The following is a 25,825-nucleotide window of genomic DNA, read 5'->3' as shown; positions in this document are numbered from 1 at the left end:
AAGCGCTTGTTTGGCATTGATGCTGCATTACCGCCTATTTATGGGTAAAAACCACACCATATAGTCGTTGCCTTGCCTAAATACAAAACAGACTACTGTAAATTTAACCTTGAGAGGTCAACGGAGCCAAAATGAATAAAGAATTTTTTTTATTGCTTTTATTATTGTGTAGTGGCTGTAGCTCTATCACTCTGTCTACAAATATCAGTGAATACATGATTGCAAATCAAATTGCTAAACATGATTTATATAAGTTTCGAAACCACCAACATGCAATCGAAATGGGTGCAACGATGATGGGCCAGATAGAGGGGCTCAGCTGTACAAACTATAAAGAGGGTCGCAAAGGAACTGTTAATAAAAAGAACTTAAAAGCCGAAGCCCAATCTTTATTAAAACAAGATGCTGTAAACCGAGGAGCGAACGCTTATACCATTGAGCAATGTAAAGCTGTGACATATGCCAAATATGAATGTGAAATAGCTTACTTATGTATTGGTCAGTCTTATAGCTATTAAAAAACCGAGCATAGAGCTCGGTTTATAGGGCTAATTGATAAGTATTTTAACCGTTTGGATATTCGCGATAAGCACGCTCTATCTTTTTAGCCTGCTTTTTAGAAATACCTAAATGGGCAAGCGCGACTCGTAAGCGTGCACGCGATAGGTCAGACCCTAAAATTTCCATTGCATCTAAAACCGAGGTAGACGATGTTTTGCCAGTAATAGCCACAAATATTGGTTCTAGGAAATCTTTGATTTTTAACTCATGGAAGGTCGCTACCGCTTTAGCAATAGCGAATATTTCAGGTTTCTCCCAACTACGCACGCCCTCTAACTGCCAGATAAAGAACTGTAACGCTTGGCGAATAACATCTTCGTCAGCTTTACCGGCTGTTAAAAGTGCTGGCTCGTAAGTCGGGATACCACCTACAAAATGTCCTGCTAAATCAACCATGTCAGAAAGTGTATTTATACGCGTTTTCGCTTCTGGTAATACTTTAGCAAGCATATCGCCGTTAAACTTCCAATCCACAAAACGTTGCATCAATTCTGCATCTGTTAGGTTTTCACGGATCCACATCCCGTTTAGCCAGCTTAGCTTATCTACATCAAACACCGGACCACCCAGTGACACTCGCTTCATGTCAAAATGTTCTATCATTTCATTAAGGGTGAATTTTTCACGCTCATCTGGCATTGACCAACCCATGCGACCTAAGTAGTTAAGTACCGCTTCAGGCAAGTAACCCATTTCTTTATAGTAATTAATAGAGGTAGGGTTTTTACGCTTTGATAGCTTTGATTTATCAGGGTTACGTAGCAATGGTAAGTGACCAAGTACAGGCGCTTCCCAGCCAAAATCTTCGTATAGCTTTAATAACTTAGGTGCAGAGTTAATCCACTCTTCACCACGGAAAATATGGCTGATTTGCATGTGGTGATCATCAACCACGTTAGCTAAAAAGTACGTTGGAAAACCATCGGCTTTAAGTAGCACTTGCATGTCTACATTTTCCCACGGGATCTCAATCTCATCACGCAGGTAATCGTTAAATTTAAATGTGCCCTCAGATGGGATGTTCATACGAATAACGTACGGCTTACCAGCAGCTAAGTTCGCTTTAATTTCTTCTTCCGATAATTTTAAACCACGACCATCGTATTTTGGACGTAAACCTTCTGCCATTTGCTCTTCACGCATTTGGTCAAGTTCTTCGCTGGTTGCAAAACAGTAAAACGCTTTGCCTTCATCAACGAGCTGATGTGCGTATTTCTTATATAAATCGCTGCGCTCAGATTGACGATACGGGCCAAACTCGCCGCCGACATCAGGACCATGATCCCACTCAAGCCCTAACCAACGTAGGCTATCCATAATCGCTTGTTCAGATTCTGGCGTGCTACGTACTTGGTCTGTGTCTTCAATACGAAGTACAAACTCACCACCTTGCTGTTTAGCAAAACAGTAATTAAATAAGGCAATATAAGCAGTGCCAAGATGCGGGTCACCTGTTGGTGACGGAGCAACACGAGTACGGATTGTCATAGTATATTCTCTTTAAAAAAGGACTATAAAAGTTGCCCTGATGCTAGCATAGCAAGGGCAATTTTCGAAGTGGTCACTCGCCTTAGGCTGCGACTTTATCTAAATAGGCAATGATATCGTTTGATTCGTATAACCAAGTTACTTGGTTATCTTTTTCAATACGCAGGCAAGGAACCTTAACTCTGCCACCTTGCTCTAACAGCTCTTGGCGATATTGTTCATTGTTTTTTGCGTCGCGGGTTTCTACTTTTAAGCCTTCACGTTTAATCGCGCGGCGCACCTTTACGCAAAATGGGCATGCTTTAAATTGATAGAGTTTAAAATCACGAGTTTGCTGATCGAGCTTTGCTTGGTCCTCTGGCGCACGCTTTTTACTACGCGGTGTAAATATAAAATCAAAAAATAAGATTAAAGACCCTAAAATCCAACGAACTAATTTCATTTTCTACCCTATCGACAACAAATTAAGGGCACGGATTTTAGCATAACAGCCATCAAAATAGCATTAAAAAAGCTCAATGCCATCATCGTCATTTTGAACTTTTTCAACAAGGTTAAGCTCAAGGTACGAAGTAACCTGGTCACGGCCATTATTTTTTGAGTGGTATAGGGCTAAATCTGCTTTATTGACAAGTGAGGCCACCATATCAACCTCTGTCAGCTTTAAATAACCTATGCTCACGGTTAACTGACCCACTTGAGGGAAAGGATATTCTGCTACGTTATTTCTAAAGCACTCAAGAATATGAAGTGCGTCAGAATCACTTTTAGCATTAAAGAGTACAGCAAATTCTTCACCACCATAACGAAACACAAAGTCATCAACTTTAAAATTATTTTTGAGTAGCCTCGCCAGTAACAAAATGACCTCATCCCCAATCACGTGGCCAAAATTGTCATTAACCCGTTTAAAATGATCAATATCGACGATGGCTAAAAACCAACTTTGCGCGTCATTTGATAAAGAAAATTCATCATCTGATACAATCTCTATCACTTTGGTATCAAAGGTTTGTCGATTTAAAAGCTCTGTGAGGGGGTCTAACCGTGAACGATGAATAAGGGCAAGTTGATTCGCATACACATTTAAAATATGAATGCTGAGCATAGTTGTACGCTCAGCTAACTCATGATCCGTCTCAACCAGTAACATGCCAATGACACGGCCTAAATAATACATAGGAATGTAACTTGTGTAAGAGCCAAAGGCTGCACTTATGCGTATCTTATTTTTTGATACCTTTTGCAAGATTGATGATATTTCATGGTTCTCTAATGCTCCCAAAGGGGAGTCTTTGTTCAGTAATATAGGCGCTACATCATCATTAAAGTGCTTATTAACATAAATCGCAAAAGCATCAATTTCTGCAAGCTCCGAAATCGCCCTTAGCAAAGCCTGATCTAAACCGGGCTCTTCTTCTTGTTGGGTTATGGATACAACCCACTCATGTCCGCAAGGGTTCGCCATTTAATATCTACCTTATGAATACATAAGCTTAAGTCTAGAACAACACCCTTTAATCACTAAATTATTTGACTAAATTTTAGAGTAAGACTAAATCATCACGATGGATAACTGCTGAGCCACAATCAAAGCCTAATACAGTGATGATTTCTTTGGAGTGGCAGCCTTTAATTTGCTCAACTTCTTGGTGGTTAAATCGAATAATTCCACGCGCTACAAACTGATTATTTAAATCCACTATATCAACCAAGTCTCCCCTGTTAAATAGTCCTTTTGCTGCACGTACACCTTTGGCTAATAAACTCGCGCCATGTTGCTTAATAGCGTTTGTTGCACCCTCATCTATAACAATTTGACCACTACTTTTTGGCCCTGCGAGCAGCCATTTTTTACGACCATCCTTGGGCGCACTCAGTTTTAAAAAGCGGGTACCAGTTAATTGCTCACTCACACAATTCACAATGACATTTTGACCTGAGCCTTTGGCAATGATGACTTCAATACCCGCTCGGCGTGCAATGTCTGCCGCCTCCAGCTTTGTTGCCATACCGCCCGTACCTAAATTTGTCCCACTACCACCAGCAAGCTGACGTAGCTCATCATCAATATGACTCACTTGTTCAATCAATTGTGCATTAGCATCAGTACGAGGATCGCTGGTGAATAACCCTTCTTGATCTGTCAATAATAGTAACTTGTCAGCATTGGCTAGAATAGCGACGAGTGCTGATAAGTTATCATTATCACCGACCTTTATTTCACTGGTCGCAACGGCATCATTTTCGTTAATAATCGGCACAACATCATAACTAAGTAAAGCCGTTAATGTGTCTCGAGCATTGAGGTAACGCTCTCTGTCGTCTAGATCAGCACGGGTTAATAGCATTTGACCAACATTAATGCCATATAACGCAAACAGGCTTTGCCAAATATGAATAAGCTGACCCTGACCAATGGCTGCGAGCATTTGTTTATCAATAATAGAGCGACCACAGGGTTTAATTAATTGCTCTCGGCCGGCAGCAACAGCCCCACTTGATACCATAACAACTTGATGGCCCTGCTTTTTCAATTCGCTACACTGGCGAACAAGTTCAACCATGTGTGCTTTGTCGAGTTTATCGGTGCCGCCGGTAAGTACACTTGTTCCCAGCTTAACGACTATTACCTGTGCCCTATGCATGCTACTTACTACACAAAATATGAATAATTTATTTATACCAGTTATCGCTTTTTGAACAAGTTAAAAATTTTCATGCTAGGATCGCATTTTAATTTATTCATCTGAATTTTAAGTAAGAGCTCATTATGCCTGCCAGTTTATGTTTAATTATTGCCACCTTTTTATGGGGTAGCTCATTTATTGCACTCAAGTATGCGATTGCTATTTATGACCCCGCGCTGGTGATTTTTTTACGTATGCTAACAACACTAGTCATTGCTGCATGTTTATGGCGCTACGTTATTCGTTTTGACTACCGTAAGGGGGATTGGAAGTATCTAGTGGGGATGTCACTAGCGGAGCCGTGCTTATACTTCCTATTTGAAGGGCACGCTATGGAATACACCTCAGCCTCACAAGCGGGTGTGATCGTCTCTTGTTTACCTATCATTGTTGCCTTTCTCGCGTTTTTTATGCTTAAAGAGTACATCAGTAAGGCCATAGTTATTGGCTTTACCTTTTGTATTGGCGGCAGTATTTTACTGACGCTGCTCTCTCCTACTTCAGATCAAGCCCCTAACCCGCTGTTAGGAAACTTTTTAGAGCTCATGGCAATGGTGTGTGCGGCTTTTTATACCGTGGCAGTAAAGCACTTAGCCGCGCGCTATTCCCCTTTAACACTCATTGCTTTACAAGGTTTTAGTGGCAGTTTGTTTTTTGCTCCATTTTTACTGTTCATCGATTTACCAAGTGAAAACCAACATGATTTAACTGCGTTAATGAGTATTTTATACTTGGGCTCTTGCGTTACTTTGGGTGGCTATGGTTTGTATAACTATGCGATTAGCAAGGTCTCGGTGCTTACTGCCGCTGCATACTCTAATTTAATTCCAATATTCACCTTAATTTTATCTGCCATTATGCTGGGTGAAATACTCACTTTAGGCCAATGGCTTAGTATTACCGTGGTGTTTGTAGGTGTCATGATCAGTCAACGCCATCAAGAATTAGTCGTTGATGTTGTTGACGACACCTTATCAGCAGAGACTAACAACCTAAATTCGGTCCCTTCCACGACTGAGTCAAAAGGATAGCAAGTTAGTAAATACAAACCACTGTGCGCTAAAAAATCACTTTGGGATTGATGAACGACGTCAATCTCGCGCACTTGATAATACACCACAGCACCACTTTGTGTTTGTAAGCTAAACTGCTCGCCTACTTTAACGTTTTGTAGAAAGGCAAAGTGGGTGTCGTTGTGCCCCGCAATTAAAGCGCCGTGTTCAGAACCAAGCTCACCGCTTGGTAAATAATGGCTTGGCGCAAACGCTAAATTACGGCCACTAGCCCCTGCCAATATCGATAACGTTTTCCCTTGGCTTGGCCAGTTAAGCTGCGCTGTTACATAGCTATCCGCGTAGAACCAAGGTTTTACTTGCTCATTAGGAGTAAGTAACGCTTTTTGCCATGCTTGCTCAATTAAGTGCTGAGCAAGCCATGCCTTTGCTTGTATATAACTGCCATGTGAAAATAAACCCACCCCCAACACAAGGGCGAAAACACTAAACCAGAATTTCATTTTTTGACTCTTAAAAAAACGCACCCAGTGATTAAAATGCAACCCAAAAACATGTGTAACCTACTTTGCCCATCAGTTTGCGGCAATCGCATGGTGAGTCCTTGCACGGGTTGATTTGCCACTTGTACATCGTGTTCAGCTGGCGTGTTTATTGCTGTTTGCTCAATCGCGACAAATGCAGTAAATGGGCTTAGTAATTGATGCTCTAATGCTAGGTTTTGAACTTGCTCTTTTACTAGTTGTTTATCGTTATAAAGTAATAACGACTTAATTTTTTGCCGTGCCCATAATCGGCTTATGCCCATTGCATTTTGGCCTTGCTGTGCATTAAGTTTTAAATTAAGTGGCCCTTGCGCTGTTTGACCGAGAAGACTTACTCCATCATTGTTTGTTAATTTAATGGCCACCATAACAGGCTCTGAAAAATATAAATCAGGTAACGGTGATGGCCAATACTCGAGCTGCTTATCATTACTTTGCAAGGTTAATTGAGTAATGGCAGGATGAGCCAATTTATTGAATAATTGCTGCATTTTCGGTTGTACATCTTTCGTACTACCTATAAAAGTAAATGTTCCCCGACCCACATCAGCAGCGCGTCGCATAAAGTAACTATTTGGTGCACTGCCTATTCCTACCGTAAATAAACGCGTATCACCTAATTGCATGCGAATATGTGTAAATAGTTCAGCTTCATTACTAACACTGCCATCCGTTAAAAATACCACTTGGCGCACAAACCCCTCTTGCTCGCTGTTATCAAGCACCGCATCTAACGCATCTTCAATATTAGTGCCGCCACCCGCTTGTAGGTTGTAAACAAAACGCTCGGCTCGGCGCAGATTAAAATCATTAGCTGCAACCGGATGCTCGCTCATAGTGGCTACTTGGTCGTCAAACCCAATAATATTAAAGCTGTCGTTTGCATCAAGTAAAGATAATGCATAGTACAACGCACTTTTTGCCTGCTCCATGGATTGACCATGCATTGAGCCCGAGGTATCAATTACAAAAACCATTTCACGCGGCAGTCTTTGCGTTTGAGTAAAGTGATCATCTGGTGGCATTAGCATTAATAAACCGTAACGTTCACCATTTTTTAACCGCTCAGTAAAATACGCAGCTTGGGCGTGTTCTTTTTGTAATGGCTTAAACTCCAATAAAAAGTCGCGGTTAACAGCGTTGCCTTCATCAAGTGCAATTTGATAATGGCCAAACTGAGGATTGGTTACTGCAATTTGGTGATATTTAGATTCAATATCAACCAATTCCAATCCAACATCGATATTAATAGTTAAACTAAACGTTCCACTATCAGAAGCCGCGCCAGCCGAAGTTTGATAAACAGGGCTGATCCAACCATTAGCAACTAAAGGCGTGTTAATCGCTTTATTATCTTGAGCGTTTGCAGCTGATAACTCGCCATTAAGTGGATGATAACGCGGTGTTATCGTCGTCGGAAATCTAAGCGCAAAAGTACCACTGCGATAATCAATCACTTCTTGATACTCAAGCTCGATAATAACGGTTTCACCAGGGTTTATATTGGCTACATTTGTAGTGAATATATTTGCCCGTTGCTGCCTGACGATGGCTGCTTGTTTACCTGCTTTTTTAGCTTGTTGAAAACGCTGCTCTGCTTGCTCTGTCTTATCTATTTGGCCTTTAATGACACGTTCGCCAATGCGCATAGTCATTGCATGTACAGCACTTTCATCAGGCAGTGGAAATACATAACGCGCATTCACTGAAAACGGGTTTTCGTTACGGTAATGCTGAGTCACGATAACGTGATTTATCAGACCCGTTACCTTCATTTTTGCATCACTTTGCAAAATAACACCCGGTGCAACGGCTGCGCCTTGACTGTCATACATTTGCAGCTCAACAGCACTTGCCGTCACTAAGCATGGTGTAAAACTACAAACGAATATAAAAAGGCTTACCCACACCTTTACGTAAGACTGGGTAAGCACTTTGCTTGGTCTACTCAACATAAAATTCACGCCTAAAATAATTATGTGGGTGCTCTTTAGCGCACCCAAAACGGATTAGTCATTACTGGCTGTTTGTGAGACGTTACTCGGACGAGTAGTCAACGTTACTCGACGATCAAATACGTTCTCTTCATAAGTGTCACTATTAGCAAGTGTGTGTTGCTCACCAAATGCGTTAGCCGTCAACCGAGTATGGCTAACGCCATGCTTAATTAAGTAACTTTGCACCGCCGAAACTCGCTTCTTTGATAGCCGTAAGTTAGCCTCTTCATCACCTCGTTGGTCAGCAAATCCATTTAAATCAAGTAATAGCTTTGGTTGACTTTTTAACAAAATAACAAGCTGATCAAGTTGCTTAGCAAAGTGGGGAGCAATCTCGCTTGACCCCGTTTTAAACTGCACTGTCATTGCCATCAAGTTTTTCATTTGTGAGAGTGTAAGACGCTCATTGTGCTGCTCTAAAACATCTAACTGTTCGGTGAGCTTAGCGTTATGAGCTAATACATGTTGGTAGTCGTCTGTTTTATCTTGCATAACAATCAGAGCACGTTTTTGCTCAGCAATTTTATCTTCAGCAACTTCCTTATCGCCAATTAGACCACCAGCAAAAGCTCCTACAAATGCACCGACGGGGCCGCCGACGATACCGCCTAAAATAGCCCCTGTGCTGAGGCCAATAACTGTTTCTTTGTGCGTTTCTTTTTTCTCTTCATTGCTTGCATGGGCAAAGTTAGGCGCCGCGAATAAAGTAGCGATGGTGCATGTGATAATAAGTTTTTTCATGATTTATTCCTTTGTACTTAACTGTTTATTCATTTGTTCAGCAGGCGTTGGTTGCCGTCTGCTGTAATTGGGATGGTGTTATTAAAACACTGGCAAGTGGCAACAAAAGGGATGAATAAAGGCAAACTGCTGAGCAATTGTGGCAAAAAAAAGGCAATTGCTTTTTTGCCAGTACCCAAGGTAAAAAATTAGGTATAGTGCAACTAGATAAGTAAGAAGGTATAAAGATGAAAAAAATAGCCATTATTGAAGATGAAACGGCAATCCGCGAAAACTACATGGAAATGCTCAGTGCACAGGGATATCAAGTCAATGGTTTCTGCGATAGAGCAACAGCTGAGCATGCTTTTCAAGACGCACTACCTGACTTAGCCATTGTTGATATTGGGCTAGGCCATGAAATAGACGGCGGTTTTTTGCTTTGCCAAACCTTACGCTCACTTTCAAAAACCTTACCGATTATTTTTTTAACCGCTCGCGATAGCGAAATTGATACCGTGTGTGGCCTTCGTATGGGGGCTGATGATTACCTTACAAAAGACATTAGTATGGCGCACTTAGCCGCGCGGATTGGCGCTTTATTTAGACGCATGAAAGCATTAGAGCAACCTGCTGATGAAGCCGCATTAATTAATCGTGGCCAACTCACATTGGATACCAAACGAATGCAAGTATTTTGGCAGCAACAGTTAGTTGATTTAACGGTGACCGAATTTTGGATGCTGCATTCTTTGGCACAGCGCCCTGGGCATGTTAAAAGCCGCAATGAGTTAATGAGTGACGCCAAAATATATGTTGATGACTCAACAATTACCTCGCATGTAAAACGTATTCGCAAAAAGTTTATTGTCCTAGATGCTGAATTTGACTGTATAGACACTGTTTACGGTATGGGCTATCGCTGGGAGCAACTTTAATGCTTCGTTTTGGCCTTCGCAGTAAATTTATCTTCTTGTCATGCTTTTTACTTTTATTACCCTGGCTAGGGTACGAATACGTATGGGAAATGGAGAAGTTTTTACGTCAAGGCCAAGAAAAAACACTCGTTGGCACAACGCGCGCACTCGCCACTGCGTTGCATGAACGCCCTGCTTTATTTGATTCACAAAGTAACTTTTTAGATCAAGTAGTTAAAGGCCGAGACCTTTATGCCTATAACCTCAGTAACCCAATTCAACTGGATGGCAAATTATCTGATTGGCAGCCTTATCAAAATTTAATTTGGCATTATGATGAGCGTTATTTACAAGGTAATAAGACCGATCATCAAAGCACTGATCTGTCTTTTGATCACATGGTGGGAAAATACGGCGAATTTTTATATGCGGTTTTTAATGTAACCGATGAATCACTCGTTTACCGTGCCAAAAATAGTTTGAGCCTTACCCGCAATGATCACCTTCAAATCATGTTAAAAACACCAGAGGGTGAGTTTAAACATTATAATGTCGCGGCTCGCCAAGATGGCTGGGTCAATGCATTTGATGCCCAAACCAATAAACCTTTTACTAAAATTCAGGGTTATTTTACCAGTACAGCCGTAGGCTATAATATCGAACTACGATTTCCGTTAAGTATGCTGGGTAATAAGCTTGGCTTTGCTATCGAAGATTGGGATGCAGAAAAAGTAGAACCACAGTTAATGTCAACGTCGAACATACTTAACCCTAATGATATTGGCTCAGTGCTTGTCCCCTCCCCTGAAATTAACCGCATTTTAAAAGGCATGGGCCACAGCGGCAGCCGTATTTGGGTGGTTGATAATCATCACCGCGTATTAGCACAATCAGGCTCAATTCACCATGCGGATGGCGTCTGGGCTGATGGCCTTGCCGATAAACCCGCCAAAACATGGTGGCAACGCTTTGAAAAAAATTACTTACACCCGCTTTATTATAAAGTACTTACTCGTCCAGAAGACGAATTTTTAGACACATTGCACGATGTAGCATCTATGCAAGGCAGCCATATTGGCAAGGCACTCAATGGCACACCAGCGTCATCATGGCGACTGACACCGGATAACAAAGCAGTGATATTATCGGCTGCTTACCCTATTTGGATCAATGATAAAGTTATTGGTGCTGTTATCGCTGAAGAAACAACGAATGGTGTTCGCACCCTGAGAAATAAATCACTTGAGAAGCTATTTAATGTCATTTTAGCGGTAATGCTAATTGGCACTGTTACTTTGTTCTTTTTCGCTTCACGTATATCAAACCGAGTCAGGCGTTTACGTGATACCGCTGAGCAAGCAATCGATGCGCAAGGGCGAGTTACTGGAACAATTAACTATTCAGATTCAAATGATGAAATTGGCGACCTATCGCGTAGTTTTGCAAATATTGTCAGTCGCCTTGGCGGCTACACTAACTATTTAGAAACCATGTCATCACGACTATCTCATGAGTTAAGAACCCCTGTTGCTGTAGTGCGTAGCTCTTTGGAAAATCTTCAAATGCAGCCACAATCAGAGCTCAGTCAAAAATACTTAGATCGGGCCAGTGAAGGGGTTGAGCGCTTAGGCAAAATAATTACAACCATGAGTGAAGCGACTCGGCTTGAACAAAGTATACAAAGCAACGAGCCTGAGCCATTTGAACTACAAAAAATCATCAATGGATGTATGCAAGGTTACCAGCTGACTTACCCGCACCACACATTTAAGCTAACAATTTGTGACAGCCCAATTCCTATGATGGGTGCGCCTGAATTCATCGCGCAGCTACTCGATAAGCTTATTAACAATGCGCTAGAGTTTAGCTTAATAGACAGCTGCATCTGTGTCAGTTTAGCTAAGCACGATAATGAGGCTGTGCTCACCGTCACAAATAAGGGGCCTTTATTACCTGAAGGGATCTCAGAACATATTTTTGATTCGATGGTATCAATCCGCAGCCAGCAACTTCAGCAACAACCACATTTAGGGTTAGGTTTGTACATTGTGCGTTTAGTCTGTGATTACCACGACGGTAGTGTTATTGCAGAAAATACACCACAGCAAGACGGCGTTATATTTACCATAAGACTCCCTATATCGATGTAAGCTAATCTTTAGATCATCATTCTTATTAGTTACTTAAGGTCGATTCGATTCACTCATAATTCAGACTATTTCAGGTACAGTAAGATTAAGTTTGATTAACCACATAGACACAAGCCACCTAAGATGCAGCATTCTGCGTTTCACAGGGACTTAATATCAAGGTGCTGTTTACAAAAATAGCAGTCCCTTTAAAAAGGAATAACGATGAGAGTAAGTCTATGTGAAACGCCCGAGGGCTAGTTTGGATAAAAAGGGGGAGATATATGATATTAAAACAAGAAGAAATTGATTTTATTTTTGACTTATACCAAGACTCTTATAGTGATAATGCAAGGCAGGATAAAAACGAGCCTATCACGGAAAAACATGATGCAGCGCAATCTGTTGTTACTTTTAAAAATAACATGTTTGACCTAAAAGCGGTTTGATCTTTACAATGTCGCATCTTGTAAAAGCCATGTTTAACCATGAAAAGTCATTCAGCCAAAAAAGAACTTATTTTATTACCCATTCTGCTTATCGTGATCTTACTGTGTGTGGCAGGACATTTTCTATTACAAGCGAGTTTCGCTGACAGTAACCTCACTGAATACTTGCTCGCAGCACTGCCTTTTGCCATGTTTGGCTTTGTTATTATTGCTTTTAAAATTGCAAGTAAGAGTGAAGATAAGGAACGCCAAGAGCAAAGCGACAACGATTAGTCGCTTACTAAAATTTTACTTATAAAATATGATAGCCAAACCAGTCTGGTTTAATGCCTTGAGATTGACCACTTGGCGTTAGTTTTATATGTAATTGGCTATCAAGTAAATCAATGGCAAAGCAATCATCAACATCATGTAAGTCATCTTTGTGCAAATGACTTAGACCCGCTAACAAATGCTCCTTAGCCCGTTGTTTCGCTTGCTCAGCGTCGTTTGCCACATACAAAGCAAAATCATGTTGTTCAGCTAGGCTATCAGCGCGGTATGCGCCTAGATTTACAAAAAACAGTTTTTCTGGCTGCGCAACAGGCTGATTTACAACCTCAACTTGATAACCATCAATGTGCTTGATTGCCATAAAGCTGTCCATATGCACAATGTTTTTATCACCAACCCATTGGCTTTTAAGTTTTGTATAGCATTGCTCTATTGCTTCACCTACCACAAAACGTATGTCGTGCATTTCTATATGACAACCCTGTATTCTGCCACCTAAGTACACCATAAATAACTGCATTTTTACCCCTACAAAATATTATCAACGTCAATGCTGTGTTTCTTTATTAGCTTATAAAAATCAGAGCGATTTCGTTTTGCAAGCTTCGCCCCTTCTGCCACATTTCCGCCCGCCATTTTTAACGTATTGATCACGTAATCACGTTCAAATTCTTTTTTCGCGTCGTTTAAAGATAACGGCTCAACATTACTCTCATTACTATTAAGTGCACTTAGTACTAACTGTACCGATATTACCTCACTTGGCGTCAATGCAACAACCTGCTCTACCACATTTTGCAATTGGCGAATATTACCTGGCCAATCATAACGAACTAATGCGTACATAGCATCTGTAGCAAATTGCTTTTGTGTTTGCCCCATTCGTTTAGCAATCATTGAGCTAAAATGCTGTGCTAGTAAGCTAATATCCTCTCGACGCTCTTTTAACGCCGGGAGCTTTAAATTTACAACATTTAAGCGATAGTATAAATCTTCTCTAAACTGTTGATTAGCAATGGCGTCGGGTAAGTTTTTATGGGTTGCAGAAACAATACGCACATCAATTGGTATCTCTTCTTGAAAACCAACTGGGCGGATGGTTTTTTCTTGTAATACACGTAATAACTTAACTTGTAAGTTTAATGGCATATCACCTATTTCATCTAAAAATAACGTGCCGCCTTGAGCTTGTTGAAATAACCCTTGGTGATCTTTAACAGCACCTGTAAACGCGCCTTTTTTATGGCCAAACAACTCCGACTCAAGCAGCTCCCCAGGCACTGCACCACAGTTAATGGCTACAAATGGCCCATCACTTACATGGCTATGTTGGTGAATAGCATTAGCAAGTAACTCTTTACCAGTACCACTTGCCCCAGAAATAAGCACGTTTACTTGGGTTGGACCTAAAAGCTTTACTTGTTCAAGTAAATGCAACATTGCGCCGCTACGAGTTACAATAGCGCTGCTTGAAGCTTGTTCATCAGCATTCAACCCATGAATTTCAATTGCTTTAGCGAGGCTGTCAAATAACTCATCTTTATCCACGGGCTTGGTAATAAATGCAAAAATTCCCTGTTTGGTTGCTTCGACAGCATCGGGGATCGAACCATGAGCCGTCATCATTATCACTGGCAAGGCCGGATAACGACTTTGTAACTGGCGATGCAGTGCCATACCGTCCATTTCATCCATACGTAAATCGGTGATTACTGCATCAAATACGTGGCTTTTTAGTAATTGTAACGCGACTATGCCACTTTCGCAGGTTGTCACTTGGTAGCCCTTAGATTCAATGCGAATAGCAAGTAACTTAAGCAAACTTGCATCATCATCTACCAATAAAACACGTGCACTTTGGGTTAATTGAGTTGCCATAGATTACTGCTCCTTGGTTTCTTCGCGTAACAGCAGTTGCTGCTCGATGGTTGCTAAAGACGATAAGGTCTTTTGCATTTTATCACTCAATGCCTGCTGCTGTTTTTTAGCATTGATTTGTTGTTTGATTTGCTGTTTTTGTAGCCACCAGTAATGTTTAATATCATCAGGCCAATAATATGCTTGATCGAGCTGTAAAAGCATTGTCAGCACTTTTTCAGGTGCTAAGCTATTATTTTTACAACTGAAGTTAAAATACGATTGAATTTCTCTCTTACCCACATACTGTTTCTTATCAGCAGCTAGTACAAAACCGCCACAAGACGAGGCATGCCAAGCAATCACTGTACTTGCCGATGGATAAGCCGGTTCCGTTTTGGGGCGAGGCTTTGGGTTTGGGTGGACCGCTTTCATTGAATCGGAGTTTTTTGTGCTTGTATCACTCGTTAACTCACACCCTGTCAATCCTATTAGGATAAAACAGGCCATAAAAGCTGACTTAAAATAACAAGTCATATTAATTCACTCCTTGTTGAATCGGTATTTGAATAGTGAAACAGCAACCTTGAGGACTATTTTCCTCAACAGTAATTGTACCTTTAAGGTGTTCAATTGATTCTTTAACGATTGTTAATCCTAAGCCGCTGCCTTGGGAGTTTTCTATTTGGCTTGCTTTTGTTTGATAAAAAGCATTGAATATTTTGGATTTTTCATGCTCTTTAATCCCAATGCCATGATCACTGACTGTTATGATTAACTGACTCTCAACTAGTGCGAGTTCAACTTTGACAGAGCTTTCATTGGCTGAGTATTTTAATGCATTAGAAATGAGCTGAATAAGGGACATTTCAATTAGCTCACCAGCCAAAGGAAGAGGCTTATCGGGTAAATTAGAATGCCAACACAAAGTTTGCTCGCGAGCTTGCAACCGGTGCTCAAAATGGTTATTTATTTTTTTTATTATATGTCTGAATTCAACTTCATTTAAATTATCTTTACTGGTACGAATTGCATTGTAACTAAGCAAGCTCTCTATCATAGTACGTAAGCGTTCCATACTTTGAGTGATTAACGCCAGTACTGCCTGCTGCTCTTTGTTTATAGGCCCTACGATTTCATCAGTCAGCAAATCAGTGCCTTCAACCATAGAGGCTAAAGGCGTTTTCAGCTCATGCGTTACATGGCGCAAAAAAGTGTCCTTTTGCTGCTCCAAAGTATGTAATTGAGCCTGCACCCATTGTAATTTATTACCTAACTCAACAAGCTCTGCAGATCCTTGCACTGATATCGTTTGTTGCCAATGCCCTTGCCCTAGTTTATCTATCACGTTAGTTAATCCCTTTAAACGGCCACTAATACGCCATAAAAACCCCCCGCCTACTAACATAGTTAACGGCAGAAGTGCGACTAACCAATTTATAAAGGAGCTCTGTAACGCCTTTAATTGCTGTTGATTTTCAGCAATTTTTTGTTCATTTTTCTCTCGTAACCACAATGTTTGTTCATTAATAAGCTGACTAATTGGAATAAACAGCTTGGCATTTTGTGCATTTTCCTCAATAAGCTGTTTTTTTGTATTATGTAGTACGGTTAACAATGATTGCCATTTTTGCTTACCTTGTTCATTACTTAATACTATTAGTTCATCAATTGTCTCAAATGATGCGGTCCACTTATCTTTAATAAGTCCATCAAGTGATTCACTTTTTAATACCCAGTTTTGCCTTGTTGCTCGCTCTAAACTATTCAGGTCTTGCTTAAGGCTATTAAATGATTTGGTTACTTTGTAGTTGCTATCCACAATAATTTGAGTGGTGGCAAGCTGTTTATTTAACGCATTTAAAAAAATAATAACCACCAAAGACAAGGGCAATAAAGACAATAAAATACTAATCAAAAACTGCCCGATAAGACTCGGTCGCCACCTAAGCACAGTTTTGTATTTTTTGCCTATTGTCACTTGTATTACCCTTCCTTTTTAAATAGTCGTTTGTATGCCAAAACCACCTCATGGTGCAGAGTTCAGCGTTTAACAGGGGCTTAATATCAAGGCGTTACTTTGCAACAATGGCAGTCCCTTTAAAAAAGTAACAACAATGAGAGTAACTGCCTGCGAAACGGCCAGCTGGTTGGATTAAAAGCGGTTTATACTGCGTTATTGATTTTAACAAGGGAACAACCATTATTTGCAATCAATGCCTTGCCTAAATCGCTTTTCATTCCAACGACGCTCGCACCTCGAGGTGGCCTGAGTATATTATCAGGCAGCTAACTTAGACACTCGCTGAATAAAACACTTTTAGATGCATTTTAAAGTCCTGCTGTAGCTAACTGGCAACACGCTAAGCGATTAGTTTAAAAGGTGTTTTTTATTTACACCCTTACCTTGTTGCAAAAAAGACACGCCACTGAGTATTTTTTTCTTACCTTAAACTTTATGAAATTTTAACTCTTTGACTTATAAGTTAAAATATTATTGGCACTATTCTTGTTATCACTATCAATTAAATACAACATGTATATTAAAAAGGATGTTTATGAGCACTCGTGTTATCACACTATTTTGCCTAAGTGTAATACTAAGCTTTAGTGCAACTGCTTTAGACAGCAAGGCCATCTTCGCCGAGCTAGATAAGGATGGTAATGGGATGCTAAGCGAAGGAGAGGCATATGAGGATGCCATGCTTTATAAAAATTTTGAGCAAATAGATAAAGACCACAGTGGTCAAATTTCATATGCCGAATTTAAATTATTTATTCAGTAATCAATGTTAAGGAAACAAGATGAAACAATTAATAAGTGCATTTGCATTAATGTTTTTGGCCATTAGTGCGTCCGTTTTAGCCTCTCAACTCAATGTTAAATTTGCGCAATTTGACATTAATTCAGATGGCGAAATATCACGTTTAGAAGCTAAAAAGAGCGATAACCTGTTTAAACAATTTAGCGATCTTGACGAAAACGGTGACGAAATGCTTTCTGAGCGCGAATTTGAACAACTAAAGCGTTAAGCAAATTAAAGTATTTGCCATAATCCCGGAGGGATTGTGTAAATGGATTTAATGTTGGGATTTAAATTATGGCAAATACTTTATCTTTAACATTCATTAAAGGAATAAATAATGAAAAACAAAGCACTTATTTGTGGATTAATGATCAGTGTAAGCTTTGGTGCATCGGCACTCGATGTAAAGCAGCGCTTTGACCACTTAGATAAGGACAAAGATGGATTTTTAATAAAATCGGAACTTGATCCTCAACCGCAGTTACTTAATGATTACCAGCGCTGGGATAAAGACAGAGACAACCGTATATCCTTACTTGAATTTAAACACTATTTAACGAATAGCTTGTATTAAAATATGAACAAACAAAATATCATCGTATTGCCCCTGCTATTACTGACTAGCTTCAGTGGTTTTGCTATGACCAATACACAGGCAGATACGTTCAAAGCATTGGACAAAAATGAAGATGGCCTATTAACACGTGCAGAAACAGCGAGAGATCCTGCGCTTTGGTCGCGCTTTAATAGCTATGATACCGACAAAGACAGTCGTTTATCTTTTGCAGAGTTCAGCGTATATGCCAATAAATGAGCACATTTAAAGTTTTGCATATGTAATGGTGTTTTACTAATTAATTCATAAGCATATGCTTTTATAAGGAATCTTAAAAGTAACACAAATATTTTGCAGCACAGAGATTCTCTGTTAATGTTTATAAAAACAACAATTAGATGACTCTCACAATGAAAAACTTGCTCGCATTATCCCTCTTTCTTCCTTTAATAGCAGTTGCTAATACCAAGGTTATTTACAATGCAAATGGTTACACCCCAACCTACAAAGGCGAGCTGACACAATTTTCAACCCTTGTGATAAAAGATGGTAAAGTGGTTAAGGTGGGTTCTGATGAGCTAAAAAACAGCTTTCCTGATGCTCAAAAACTCGATGCAAAGCAAAGAACACTTTTACCAGGGCTGATAGATGCCCATGGCCATGTTATTGGTTTAGGTCAAAACTTATCTCAACTGGATTTACGCGGCAGTGAATCTGTAAAAAGTGTTCAAGCCAAGTTAGCTGATTTTGCGAAAGGCAAATCGGGCTGGATAATTGGCCGAGGTTGGAACCAAGAGCTTTGGCCTTCGAAGCAGTTTCCAACCGCTGCTGACCTAGATAAAATTATAAAAGATATACCAGTCGTACTTTCTCGCGTTGACGGTCATGCAATTTGGGTTAATAGTAAGGCAATGGCTTTGGCAAATATAACCGCATCAACTAAAGCCCCTACTGGTGGAGAAATTATTCGCACCCCAAATGGCGCGCCCAGTGGTATTTTTATAGATAAAGCCGAGGGGTTAATTACCCACTTTATTCCTTCACCTTCTGAGGCTGATATCAATCAAGCGCTCGATAAAGCAGGTAACCACCTATTAAGCCTCGGCATAACTTCCACTCACGATGCAGGTATCGATAAACAAACATGGCAAACCTATAAACAGCGCGCTGAACAAGAAACGTTACCCTTGCGGATTGTTGCGATGCTTAGCGCGACGGATCCATCACTTGAAACAATGCTCAAGGCTGGTCGTTTTAAGGATATTAATGATTATATATCTATTCGCAGCGTTAAAATTTACGCTGATGGCGCATTGGGTAGCCGAGGTGCCGCGTTAATTGAGGATTATGCTGACAGAAAAAATCACAAAGGTTTAATGTTAGAAACCCAGCAAAAATTAGAGGCATTATTTACCTTGAGCTTTTCTAACGGGTTTAGCGCGAATACACATGCAATCGGTGATCAAGCAAACAAAACGGTGCTTAATGCTTATGAAAACGTATTTAAACAAACCGGTGGGATTTTACTTCGCAACAGAATTGAGCACGCTCAAATCGTTGCCCCGAATGATATTCCTCGTTTTAAAGCATTAAAAATTATTCCGTCAATGCAGCCCGTCCATGCGACTTCAGATATGCATATGGCAGAGCAACGTTTAACGCCAGAGCAACTCACTGGCGCTTATGCTTGGCAAACTTTCTTAAATCAAGGCTCTGTTGTTGCCGCCGGTTCCGATTTTCCTGTAGAGCTGGCCAACCCTTTTCATGGTTTGTTCTCAGCAATTACAAGAATGGATCATCAACTACTTCCCAAAAATGGCTGGCGAGCAGATGAAGCGTTAAACCGAGAAGACGCATTGCGAGCTTTTACTCTTGGAGGAGCATACGCTGCGCATCAAGAGTTTAAACTAGGCAGCTTAGAACAAGGAAAGTGGGCAGACTTTATTTTAGTTGATAAAGATTATTTCAAAATCCCAGTAGAAGATATTTATAACATTAACGTTGAACAAACTTGGATAGCAGGTGAACTAAAATACCAAAAGACAAATTTTAATAAAGTAGATACTGCAGAGTAATATTATTCTGCAGTTTTTGACTTTTTACGCTCAAGTTTAATTAAGTGATATAAGTTAACAAAGGTCAGTAACCCATTTGTTATTGCGACTGGCCATGCACTTATCGCAACACCATAGAGTGTAAATGCTATACACCCAGCAAAATTTAACCAGCGCAGTTTGACTACATCGCTCATCGTTAAAGAAGCAACAAGTAAAGCAGAAGCTATATAACCTAAATATTCCCAACTCATTTGTTTTCCTAACTATTAAGATTAACACTATGGGTATTGCGATTTAGGTGCAATAGCGACACAATGTAGTACTGTATAAAAAACTAACTTACTTAAAACCTAAAGTAAGCTAAATGCATACTTTTAAATAATCGTTACACGGGATATAAAGGTGTCAAACTTGTATAAGTGCTGAGGCGCTTAAGCAAGCTAGTAAGTTAGTGTAAATTCTTAGAGTTTTAATGCTATCGCCATTAAGATGTAATAAATAGGACAATTGTCCGAAGAGCATATTTGATGTTTCAATATCATTTTTCGAGTTATCTAGTTGAGCAACTTCTCACATTTGCTGGTAGTCGATACCAGCAATCAAAAAAAGAAGTACTAATTCACCAAGATCAGCCTTTAACAAAGCTTGTGTTAGTACGTAGTGGCACGGTGTCATTTAGTTATGATGTGGGTAACGGCAGACGCCTGTTGCTAGGGCAGCTTGATTGTAATAATACACTTATTGGCGAAATTGAAGCTCTAAACAATAACCCGTGTATTTATACTGTAACTTGTTTTAGTGACGTGAGTTATAACTTAATCGAATTGAAACATTGGCGAGCCTTATTATTAGACAAGCCCGAGTTGAGCTTATATACAGCACAAACTATTGCTGCAAAATTTCAAGAAAATCAAAAAATAAACTTGGATAAGCTATTACTCCCTCTTGGTTACAACATTGCTAAAGACTGTTTATTACGAGCAGAAAATAATAACCCAACGTTACTGCGTGCTTACCCAACGGTCAACGCCGAAGCAGAGCGGTTTGCAACAACCGAGAGAGCCTATCGTCGTGTCGTATCAGAGCTTGTAGAAAAAGGCTTAGTAGAAAGGTCTAACAATGGTTTGAAGGCCGTTAACCTTGATAAGCTCAGTGATTACGTGGATAGCTTTTCACAAATCTAACTATATTATCCTTTTAACGAATGCTATTATTAGTGAAATTAAACAAAACATACATAATTTAGCAATATAAAAGATGCTAAATTACACTAATAAGTTTTACATGGTATGCTTGTTACATTAGCATCTAAACTTTAGGTTAAGCGCTGAAAATACATTATTTGTACTCATCTTGTGTACTCTTGCAACACTGATTACAAATTTCTTATAAATTTAAAGAAAGTATATATAATGTTCACTTGACGTATATATAATGTGCGCTTATCCTTCATTAACAAAATTATTGTATCATAGCAAAAGTACCTCTTTAAGGGACCTCTAATGATACTAGTTTAACTGCAATTAAGTCTGTTTACTTAAAGAGAAAGGAAAGAAAGGTAACGATTATGGGAAATAATAATTTCAAGCTAACCAAGCTAGCGCTAGCTCTTGGCCTAACAGCAAGTCTAACGGCTTGTTTCAGCGACAACGATGACAACAAATACGAAAAACCACCAGTAACACCACCTGAAACGGTTGTAGTAGCTGTGCCGCCAGCGGCAGTTGAAGTTCAAGCTGGTTCATTAACATTAAACTTGGTTGATGTTACTGGTGCAGAAATTGAAGCTGAAGCAACGGTTTCATTTACATCAGCGGAAGATGGTTTATTGACAATTTCTGGTAATGCATTAGCAGATACCGATAAGGTTACTTCTGGTAGTTCTTTTGCATTTACAGTTGGCTCAATCCCTGCTGATGGTGTTAGCTATGACTATGTTGTTACCGCTGAAGGTTACCTTAGCAACTCTGGTAGCATTACTTTAACTAGCTCAGAAAATGTTGCTGCTCAAGAGATACGATTAACTCCTCGTACATTGGCTGATTCTGATGTTGCTATTGTTGCAGAAACAAAAGATTTGTCTGAGCTAGCGGAAGAAGGCACTACGGTTGCTTACGATCCGGCATCAGGCCTTTCTGTTAGTGGTGACAAAACAGAAATCCAGCTTAAACAAGCTATATCTGCAGATAAAGCTGCGAAAGCAGTTGGTAGTACTACAGTTAAAATCAAAAGTGGTACTCAATTTTTAGATAAAGACGGTACTGCGTTAACTTCTGCTCCTAAAATGACTGTGGCCTACTTTGCGAATGAAGCTACTAGAAATGACAACGAAGCAGAAGAAGCAGCAGCTGAAACCTCATCTTTAGATGCTTTCCCTGGCGGCCTAGCTTTATCAGTTGCTACTGATCCAAACAGCACTGAACAATCTGAAGGCTCATTTACTTCAGGTGGCTTTGTTGCTATCGAACTTGTCGATGATGAAGGCAACAAAGTAAGTACATTTGGTGAAGGCAATTCAATCACTGTTGCAATGGAAGTTGACAAGAAAACGTCTAACCCTTGCCCTGTAACTTTACCTGCTGGTTCTGATGTGAATACATACGCAGAAGCAAATGGTTTTAAAAATGGTATTTGTACAGTTGATGCTCCAGTATCTAGAAAATTAGCCGCCGGTGATATATTTCCTGTTTGGAGCTACGATGAAGATGCTGGTAAATGGGAATTTGAAAGCTACGGCGAAATCACTTTCAATGATGCTGATCCAAAAGATGGGACTTATACAACGTTTGACGTTGCTGTAGATGTAAATCACTTATCTTACTGGAATCTGGATTTCTTCAATAACAGCTCATGTAGCAGTGTGTCGTTCGACATTTTAGACAGTAACGACGTTGCTAACGTTGCGGAAACTAGAATTTTACTTGAAACTAATGGCTACCGCCGATTACTCACTAGTTATACTGGTGATTATTCTGAAGCGAATATTGCTCGTCCGCCAAGCTTTCCTATTACCGTTAAAGTTCTTCGCAACGGTGTAAACGTACTTGATGGTTTATCTACAAGCTCTGATGGTGCTGCATCAGGACTAAAAGTCGACAATTTATGTGATTTGAACGGTCAAGATCTTAAGTTAACAATTGCACCACCAACAATTGTAAGTAAACAGATTACTACTCAGCTTGTGTGTAGCAACACTGAAGATTTTGAAGTTGCAACGGCTCCAGTTCCTACACCTTCTAGTGTAAGATTGTTTAAAGGTACTCAATTCCAACAAACAATCTACTCTACTGGTACTTTTACAGTTAACCTAGAAGAAGGTAGTACTTATTCAGCAAGATACCAAGATGTTAGTACTGGCCAGTGGTTACCACGAGTTGCAGTAACTGCTGATTCTGTTGCTGCTACCTTTGATATCCCAACTGTATGTGAAGTTGAAGAAGTTGAAGCTACAGGTTCAGGTTCAGGTTCTTAATTAGTACTAGAACATTACCTCCTAAAGCCGCGCATTTGCGCGGCTTTTGTTTATCTTGCTATTAAGTTATTGCTTCATTTATATTATGGTAGGAGTAACTTTTGGTTTTAAAAATTTAAAGCCTCATTTAAATCTAATTTGGTTAATCACGTGACTTATTATAAAAAAACTCTCGCGACACTTTGTGCAATTAGTGCCAGCTCTTCTGCTTTTGCTGCTAATGATTTAAATCATGGCATAGCATTTAATAGTTTTACTGGAATTTTTCATACTCCCACAGCGGCCGTAATGAATAAAGGTGATATTGATATTGGTTACAGCAATCAGCTGGAAATAAGAAATAAATACACCGATGGCCATAATTTCACATTTTCTGCGGGGCTTTTTGACGGCCTTGAGGTAAGCGGTAGAATTACCTCTTCGTCCATGCATGATAACCTTTATAGCTACGAAAATAAGGGGCAAATTCGCGACCTCTCATTTAATGCCAAGTATCAAATCCCTTTTATTCCTAAAGACTGGTTTACTATCGCTGTAGGTGCAAAAGACATAGGCGGTGCGGCTAATAATTATGAAGCCTATTATGCTGTAGCATCTAAAGAACTCTGGGATTTTCGCTTTAGTGCTGGCATGGGAAGCTCTGACGCGCTAATAGGTCAACTTGATGGCGCTTTTGCAGGTGTTGAATATCAACCTTTCACTTGGCTATCCATCCTTGCAGAGCATGACTCCGAAGCTTTTAACCTTGGTGCGAAGGTGACTATTCCAAAAGAGTGGTTATACGACATTGCAACAGTTTCTATTAACAGCCGCTTTTACTCTAATACTGAGTTTGCTGATGAAGACACTTATTGGGGAATAAATATCAGTATGCCGCTAAGCGATCAAGCACAAAGCAGCTACACTGAACCTAAAGCAGCCCCCACACCTGATAATACACAAACAGCTTCTGTAGCAAAAAAAGATAGAAAACCACAATTTGAGGTGAGCACTTTAGCAAACTCAAACTCAATGCAAACTGTATCTAAGCCTAAAAAAGTAGAGCAATCTAACCAAGTTAACAATCAAAGCATACATGGCTTAAAATCGGCATTGAGCAATGATGGCTTTGAAAATCTGCGTGTGGGTTTATCTGATAGTGATTTAATAATAGTTGAATTTGAAAATTCAGTTTTTAACAGAAACGAAATTGATGCTTTGGGCCTTGTGTTAGGCCGTATTACTGAAAATTTCCCTGAAGGAAATAACGACTTTATTGTTCGTTTATCAAAATTAGACATACCTATATTACAAGTAAGTGGGCAACTAGAAAATTACCGACGCTTTATTAGTGAAAATATAACGCCTGATTTACTCGTTAAAACTCAATTTACTAGTCAAGATACGAAATCTATCAAATGGGCTGGAAATACAACAAAGACAAGCCCTTACTTTGTTCCAAGGGTTACATTTTCACCTTCTTTATCATCTAGGCATGCAACAGAGTTTGGCGTACTCGATTATTCATTAGCACTTCAAGCTGACTTAAATATTCCGATTTGGCAAGGTGCTGGTATAAATGTAACCGGCCAAGTAAATGTAGCAAACACAAGTCACTTTGAAGATCGCAAAATTTTCTCAAACTCACGCCAAGAAACAGGTATTAAACGTGCAGTCGCTTACCAGACGTTTTCACTTCCGTTTAATATCTATAACCAAACTCAGGTTGGACTATTCCAAGATTACTTTGACTATATGGGTATAACTAATGAAACGGCGTGGCAAAGCCCTGCAGGTGCTCATAAATTAAAGGCTAAAATAGGCTATTTTGAATATAAAGATTACAACACCGATAAACGTGATTATTCGTTACTTTCATACCGTTATTTATGGGCCGACAAAGATGTTTCCTTCCATATAACCGGCGGGCAGTTCTGGAATGAAGATACAGGCTATAAACTTGAAACGAAATTTTGGTTCGGTGATGCGAATTTAAGATTAATGTACATAAATACCGATGTGCAAAAAGTAGGTATAGGTTTTAGTATCCCACTATCGCCTCGAAAAGATATGAGCGCAGGTAATTGGCAAGTCAAAGGCGCAAAAAATTGGGGTCACAGTGTGAACACTGTTATAAACCAAGATGTTAACCTAATTAATAGAACCAGCGCAGTGACACCTACATCGTCTATTGATCTTGATAAAACATTCTTCAACCAAGATAGAATGTCGAGTAGCTATATTTATTCTCACCTTGCAAGGTTAAAAGAAGCATTTGAAATATATAGATAATATTTAACCTGAACTCTGGTTAA

At 39.8% G+C, this 25,825-nt stretch carries 26 protein-coding genes; 14 read left to right on the top strand and 12 right to left on the bottom strand.

Features of this window, described 5'->3' with window-relative positions; genetic code table 11:
* The first annotated feature begins 131 nt into the window (after nt 1-131).
* Nucleotides 132-518, top strand: coding sequence for a hypothetical protein (locus C7Y70_RS01325; RefSeq protein ID WP_135473106.1), 387 nt, complete (start codon nt 132-134; stop codon nt 516-518).
* A gap of 46 nt (nt 519-564) precedes the next feature.
* On the opposite strand, the gene gltX is transcribed toward C7Y70_RS01325, so the two are convergent.
* The 4 genes from gltX to proB all read right to left on the bottom strand — a co-directional run bounded on the left by gltX (nt 565) and on the right by proB (nt 4,697).
* Nucleotides 565-2,049, bottom strand: a complete 1,485-nt coding sequence (gene gltX / locus C7Y70_RS01320) for a glutamate--tRNA ligase (protein WP_135473105.1) — start codon at nt 2,047-2,049, stop codon at nt 565-567.
* An 82-nt stretch (nt 2,050-2,131) separates the two neighbouring features.
* On the bottom strand, nt 2,132-2,491 hold the full coding sequence (locus C7Y70_RS01315) for a glutaredoxin (RefSeq protein ID WP_099294938.1): 360 nt from the start codon (nt 2,489-2,491) through the stop codon (nt 2,132-2,134).
* A 63-nt stretch (nt 2,492-2,554) separates the two neighbouring features.
* A complete protein-coding gene (locus C7Y70_RS01310; protein WP_135473104.1) occupies nt 2,555-3,517 on the bottom strand; it encodes a GGDEF domain-containing protein in 963 nt (320 codons plus the stop codon).
* 76 nt (nt 3,518-3,593) lie between these two features.
* Nucleotides 3,594-4,697, bottom strand: a complete 1,104-nt coding sequence (proB, locus tag C7Y70_RS01305) for a glutamate 5-kinase (protein WP_135473103.1) — start codon at nt 4,695-4,697, stop codon at nt 3,594-3,596.
* A gap of 125 nt (nt 4,698-4,822) precedes the next feature.
* On the opposite strand from proB, the gene C7Y70_RS01300 reads away from it, so the two are divergent.
* Nucleotides 4,823-5,770 carry a DMT family transporter gene (locus tag C7Y70_RS01300; protein ID WP_099294941.1) on the top strand — a complete coding sequence of 316 codons (948 nt, stop codon included), beginning with the start codon at nt 4,823-4,825 and terminating at the stop codon, nt 5,768-5,770.
* Here the strand turns inward: C7Y70_RS01300 and C7Y70_RS01295 are convergent.
* Genes C7Y70_RS01295 through pdsO form a run of 3 tightly spaced genes read right to left on the bottom strand, consistent with a single transcriptional unit; the run spans nt 5,677 to nt 9,035 of the window.
* Nucleotides 5,677-6,255, bottom strand: coding sequence for a class GN sortase (locus tag C7Y70_RS01295; RefSeq protein ID WP_099294942.1), 579 nt, complete (start codon nt 6,253-6,255; stop codon nt 5,677-5,679). The genes C7Y70_RS01300 and C7Y70_RS01295 overlap by 94 nt on opposite strands.
* Nucleotides 6,252-8,252, bottom strand: coding sequence for a marine proteobacterial sortase target protein (locus tag C7Y70_RS01290; RefSeq protein ID WP_135473102.1), 2,001 nt, complete (start codon nt 8,250-8,252; stop codon nt 6,252-6,254). The genes C7Y70_RS01295 and C7Y70_RS01290 overlap by 4 nt, the downstream gene beginning before the upstream one ends.
* A gap of 54 nt (nt 8,253-8,306) precedes the next feature.
* The gene (gene pdsO, locus C7Y70_RS01285) at nt 8,307-9,035 is read right to left on the bottom strand and encodes a sortase-associated OmpA-like protein PdsO (protein WP_135473101.1); all 729 of its coding nucleotides are present in this window, start codon (nt 9,033-9,035) and stop codon (nt 8,307-8,309) included.
* A gap of 227 nt (nt 9,036-9,262) precedes the next feature.
* On the opposite strand from pdsO, the gene pdsR reads away from it, so the two are divergent.
* From pdsR to C7Y70_RS01270, 4 genes are all read left to right on the top strand, one after another.
* Complete coding sequence (gene pdsR, locus C7Y70_RS01280; protein ID WP_135473100.1) at nt 9,263-9,952, top strand: proteobacterial dedicated sortase system response regulator; 690 nt, start codon at nt 9,263-9,265, stop codon at nt 9,950-9,952.
* Entirely contained in the window at nt 9,952-12,081 is a 2,130-nt protein-coding gene (gene pdsS / locus C7Y70_RS01275) for a proteobacterial dedicated sortase system histidine kinase (RefSeq protein WP_135473099.1), read from the top strand. The genes pdsR and pdsS overlap by 1 nt, the downstream gene beginning before the upstream one ends.
* Nucleotides 12,082-12,344: 263 nt before the next feature.
* The gene (locus C7Y70_RS20475; RefSeq protein ID WP_167850778.1) at nt 12,345-12,509 is read left to right on the top strand and encodes a hypothetical protein; all 165 of its coding nucleotides are present in this window, start codon (nt 12,345-12,347) and stop codon (nt 12,507-12,509) included.
* Nucleotides 12,510-12,548: 39 nt separating this feature from the next.
* The gene (locus tag C7Y70_RS01270; RefSeq protein WP_099294947.1) at nt 12,549-12,782 is read left to right on the top strand and encodes a hypothetical protein; all 234 of its coding nucleotides are present in this window, start codon (nt 12,549-12,551) and stop codon (nt 12,780-12,782) included.
* A 19-nt stretch (nt 12,783-12,801) separates the two neighbouring features.
* On the opposite strand, the gene C7Y70_RS01265 is transcribed toward C7Y70_RS01270, so the two are convergent.
* From C7Y70_RS01265 to C7Y70_RS01250, 4 genes are read right to left on the bottom strand one after another with little or no spacing between them, the layout of a single operon-like run.
* A complete protein-coding gene (locus tag C7Y70_RS01265; RefSeq protein WP_135473098.1) occupies nt 12,802-13,302 on the bottom strand; it encodes a DUF1543 domain-containing protein in 501 nt (166 codons plus the stop codon).
* Nucleotides 13,303-13,310: 8 nt separating this feature from the next.
* A complete protein-coding gene (locus C7Y70_RS01260) occupies nt 13,311-14,660 on the bottom strand; it encodes a sigma 54-interacting transcriptional regulator (RefSeq protein WP_135473097.1) in 1,350 nt (449 codons plus the stop codon).
* Nucleotides 14,661-14,663: 3 nt separating this feature from the next.
* Nucleotides 14,664-15,176 carry a hypothetical protein gene (locus tag C7Y70_RS01255; protein WP_135473096.1) on the bottom strand — a complete coding sequence of 171 codons (513 nt, stop codon included), beginning with the start codon at nt 15,174-15,176 and terminating at the stop codon, nt 14,664-14,666.
* Nucleotide 15,177: 1 nt separating this feature from the next.
* On the bottom strand, nt 15,178-16,626 hold the full coding sequence (locus C7Y70_RS01250) for a HAMP domain-containing sensor histidine kinase (RefSeq protein ID WP_135473095.1): 1,449 nt from the start codon (nt 16,624-16,626) through the stop codon (nt 15,178-15,180).
* A 571-nt stretch (nt 16,627-17,197) separates the two neighbouring features.
* Between C7Y70_RS01250 and C7Y70_RS01245 the strand changes: the two genes are divergently transcribed.
* The 5 genes from C7Y70_RS01245 to C7Y70_RS01225 all read left to right on the top strand — a co-directional run bounded on the left by C7Y70_RS01245 (nt 17,198) and on the right by C7Y70_RS01225 (nt 20,077).
* Nucleotides 17,198-17,425, top strand: coding sequence for an EF-hand domain-containing protein (locus C7Y70_RS01245; protein WP_135473094.1), 228 nt, complete (start codon nt 17,198-17,200; stop codon nt 17,423-17,425).
* 19 nt (nt 17,426-17,444) lie between these two features.
* The gene (locus tag C7Y70_RS01240; RefSeq protein WP_135473093.1) at nt 17,445-17,672 is read left to right on the top strand and encodes a hypothetical protein; all 228 of its coding nucleotides are present in this window, start codon (nt 17,445-17,447) and stop codon (nt 17,670-17,672) included.
* A 111-nt stretch (nt 17,673-17,783) separates the two neighbouring features.
* Nucleotides 17,784-18,020, top strand: a complete 237-nt coding sequence (locus tag C7Y70_RS01235; protein WP_135473092.1) for an EF-hand domain-containing protein — start codon at nt 17,784-17,786, stop codon at nt 18,018-18,020.
* Between the two features lie 3 nt (nt 18,021-18,023).
* Entirely contained in the window at nt 18,024-18,260 is a 237-nt protein-coding gene (locus tag C7Y70_RS01230; RefSeq protein ID WP_135473091.1) for an EF-hand domain-containing protein, read from the top strand.
* Between the two features lie 140 nt (nt 18,261-18,400).
* The gene (locus C7Y70_RS01225; protein ID WP_135473090.1) at nt 18,401-20,077 is read left to right on the top strand and encodes an amidohydrolase; all 1,677 of its coding nucleotides are present in this window, start codon (nt 18,401-18,403) and stop codon (nt 20,075-20,077) included.
* Between the two features lie 2 nt (nt 20,078-20,079).
* Here C7Y70_RS01225 and C7Y70_RS01220 read toward each other — a convergent pair whose 3' ends face one another.
* Nucleotides 20,080-20,310, bottom strand: coding sequence for a YgjV family protein (locus tag C7Y70_RS01220; protein ID WP_099294956.1), 231 nt, complete (start codon nt 20,308-20,310; stop codon nt 20,080-20,082).
* Nucleotides 20,311-20,586: 276 nt separating this feature from the next.
* Between C7Y70_RS01220 and C7Y70_RS01215 the strand changes: the two genes are divergently transcribed.
* The 3 genes from C7Y70_RS01215 (at nt 20,587) to C7Y70_RS01205 (ending at nt 25,802) form a co-directional block, all read left to right on the top strand.
* Nucleotides 20,587-21,243, top strand: a complete 657-nt coding sequence (locus C7Y70_RS01215) for a cyclic nucleotide-binding domain-containing protein (RefSeq protein WP_135473089.1) — start codon at nt 20,587-20,589, stop codon at nt 21,241-21,243.
* Between the two features lie 383 nt (nt 21,244-21,626).
* A complete protein-coding gene (locus C7Y70_RS01210) occupies nt 21,627-23,531 on the top strand; it encodes a hypothetical protein (protein WP_135473088.1) in 1,905 nt (634 codons plus the stop codon).
* A gap of 150 nt (nt 23,532-23,681) precedes the next feature.
* On the top strand, nt 23,682-25,802 hold the full coding sequence (locus tag C7Y70_RS01205; RefSeq protein WP_135473087.1) for a YjbH domain-containing protein: 2,121 nt from the start codon (nt 23,682-23,684) through the stop codon (nt 25,800-25,802).
* The last annotated feature ends 23 nt before the right edge of the window (nt 25,803-25,825 follow it).

The sequence above is a fragment of the Pseudoalteromonas sp. KS88 genome, from assembly GCF_004766475.1.
Classification (GTDB): Bacteria; Pseudomonadota; Gammaproteobacteria; order Enterobacterales; family Alteromonadaceae; genus Pseudoalteromonas.
Note: the sequence above shows the minus strand (reverse complement) of the source record. Positions and strands in the feature narration are given on the sequence as shown.